The organism is Bellilinea sp. (genome assembly GCF_034432615.1).
Classification (GTDB): domain Bacteria; phylum Chloroflexota; class Anaerolineae; order Anaerolineales; family Anaerolineaceae; genus Bellilinea.
The window spans coordinates 1-2525 of the sequence record NZ_DAOUBL010000125.1 but is presented as its reverse complement, the minus strand read 5'-3'; the positions used below and the strand labels follow the sequence as shown (position 1 = coordinate 2525).

The window sequence follows — 2525 nt, the reverse complement described above, 5'->3', positions numbered from 1 at the left end:
TCCGCCGCCGCCCTTCTGATGTCTAACGGGGTGCGCAATCTGGTGGTCACGCTGGGAGAAGAAGGCGCGCTGCTGGTTGCTCCTCACACCCAGGAAAAACTGGCCGCCTTCAAAGTACCGGTGGTGGATACGGTTGCCGCCGGCGATGCCTTTGCGGCTGCCTTCAGTGTGGCGCTGGCGGAAGGCAAGAGCCTGCGCGAAGCGGTGCTGTGGGGCAATGCCGCCGGTGCCATCGCGGTCACCCGCCCGGGCGCACAGCCCTCCATGCCCAACCGGGAAGAACTGATCCACTTTTTGAAGGAGCGCGGTCTATGAAGAAAACCCCCCTGCTGAACATCGCCCTTTCTGAAGTCATTGCCAGCCTGGGTCACGGCGATATGCTGGTGATTGGGGACGCCGGCCTGCCGATTCCCCCTGAAACGCTGCGGATTGATCTGGCGCTGACCAAAAACATCCCTTCATTTACAGACACCGTCCGCACCGTGCTGGAAGAGATGCGGGTCGAAAAGGTGCTGGTGGCGCGCGAAACCGCTCAGGTCAGCCCGCAGGTTCTGGCGGAATTGAAACGGCTGCTGCCGGACACCCCCTTTGAAGAAATCAGCCACAGCGAATTGAAAGAACATTGCGCTCGAGCGCGCGCCGTGGTGCGCACCGGTGAATTCACACCCTACGCCAATGTGATTCTGGTCGCCGGCGTTGTTTTTTAGTTTTGGGGAAAGCAGAGTATGTCCATGATCCCTGCCCAGCCAGCCACCCAGGCCTCTGCCTTTGACCGGCGCGCCTTCTTGCAGCGCTTTGGGTTGATGTTTTCCTTTCTGCTGCTGATTCTGGCGCTCTCCCTGCTTTCGGAGCGTTTTCTCACCTCCGCCAACCTGATCAACATCCTGCGGCAGGCCACCATCAACGGCATCATCAGCGTGGGCATGACGCTGGTCATTCTGACCGGCGGGATTGACCTTTCGGTAGGGTCGGTGCTGGCGCTTGCCGTCACCATCGGCGCCTCGCTGATGAAGCAGGGTCAACCGGTTGCGGTAGCTGTGCTGGCTGCGCTGGCCGTGGGTACGGTGCTGGGGATGATCAACGGCTTGATGATTACCCGCGCAAAAATTCCGCCCTTCATCGCCACCCTCGGTATGCTGACCGTGGCGCGCGGGTTGACGCTGATGTATACCCAGGGTCAACCGATCACCGGTCTGCCGCCCGCCTTCCGCTGGATTGGTACCGGTGTGGTTGCCGGTATTCCGGTGCCCATCTTTCTGACCTTACTGGTGTTTGCCGCCGGGTGGATTTTCATGAGCCGTACCAAATACGGCGCCCAAATCTACCTGATGGGCGATAACCTCAACGCCGCCAAACTGGCCGGCGTACCCACCGACCGGATGACCGTGCTGGTGTATGCCATTTCCGGTTTTTGCGCCGCGCTGGCCGGGCTGGTGCTGGTGGCTCGCCTCGACTCGGCGCAGCCGATCATCGGGCAGGGCTATGAATTCAACGCCATTGCCGCCGTGGTGGTTGGCGGTACCAGCTTCGCCGGCGGTGAGGGCGGCCTGGCCGGCACCCTGCTGGGTACCCTGCTCATCGAAACGCTCAACAACGGTCTCAACCTGTTGAATGTTTCCCCGTTGTGGGAGCAGGTGGTTAAAGGGGTGGTGATTGCGCTGGCGCTTCTGCTGCATAAAGCGTTTAGCCCACCAACCAGATGATTGTGCAACACGAATGACTGGTTCAAACGGAAAGGAGGTTTATGAATCTTTTTGGAAGAAGAGGCAACCCTGTATTCACAAAAACCCATCTCATTGAACGAAATTCCATAACTTAACAACCGGAGGAGAACCATGAAAAACCTGCTTAAGCTCATTTCCCTTGTGATGCTCGTCTCCCTGCTCCTGGCGGCTTGCGCTCAACCCACCCCAACCACACCTGCGCAGCAGCCTACCACCCCGCCACAGACGGGCGAAGTAACCCTGGGGCTGGTCATTTCCACGCTCAACAACCCCTTCTTCGTCACCCTGCGGGATGGCGCTCAAAAGGCGGCCGATGCCGCCGGGGTCAAACTCATCGTCGTGGACGCTCAGGATGACTCCGCCAAGATGACCGCCGGCATCGAAGACCTGATCAACAAGAAGGTCTCCGCCCTGCTCATCAACCCAACCGACTCCGACGCCGTCGTCCCCGCCATCCAGAAAGCCAATGACGCCGGCATCCCCGTCTTCACCGTTGACCGCGGCGCCAACGGCGGCACCGTCGTCAGCCACATCGCCTCCGACAATGTCGCCGGCGGCAAGATGGCAGCCGAGTTCCTCTGCAAAGCGATCGGCGGCAAAGGCAAGGTCGTTGAACTGCAGGGCATCGCCGGTACCTCCGCCGCCCGCGACCGCGGCCAGGGCTTCAATGACTACATGTCCGCCTCCTGCAAGGATGCCCAGATCGTTGCACAGCAAACCGCCGACTTCAACCGCGACAAGGGCTTGAAGGTCTTCGAGAACATCCTGCAGGCCCAGCCCGAAATCAACGGCGTCTTCGCC

4 protein-coding genes are annotated in these 2525 nt (G+C 60.3%); all 4 read left to right on the top strand.

Going from position 1 to position 2525, the window contains the following annotated elements; genetic code table 11:
• Positions 1 to 315 (top strand): PfkB family carbohydrate kinase (locus VAE48_RS05565; RefSeq protein WP_322792329.1); only part of this gene is annotated, 315 nt, incomplete at its 5' end.
• The gene (gene rbsD, locus VAE48_RS05560; protein ID WP_322792328.1) at positions 312 to 707 is read left to right on the top strand and encodes a D-ribose pyranase; all 396 of its coding nucleotides are present in this window, start codon (positions 312 to 314) and stop codon (positions 705 to 707) included. The genes VAE48_RS05565 and rbsD, both read left to right, overlap by 4 nt.
• A gap of 18 nt (positions 708 to 725) precedes the next feature.
• Positions 726 to 1703: an ABC transporter permease gene (locus VAE48_RS05555; protein WP_322792327.1), complete on the top strand. Its 978-nt coding sequence runs from the start codon at positions 726 to 728 to the stop codon at positions 1701 to 1703.
• Between the two features lie 132 nt (positions 1704 to 1835).
• Positions 1836 to 2525: substrate-binding domain-containing protein (locus tag VAE48_RS05550; protein ID WP_322792326.1), on the top strand; the 690-nt coding region annotated here is incomplete at its 3' end.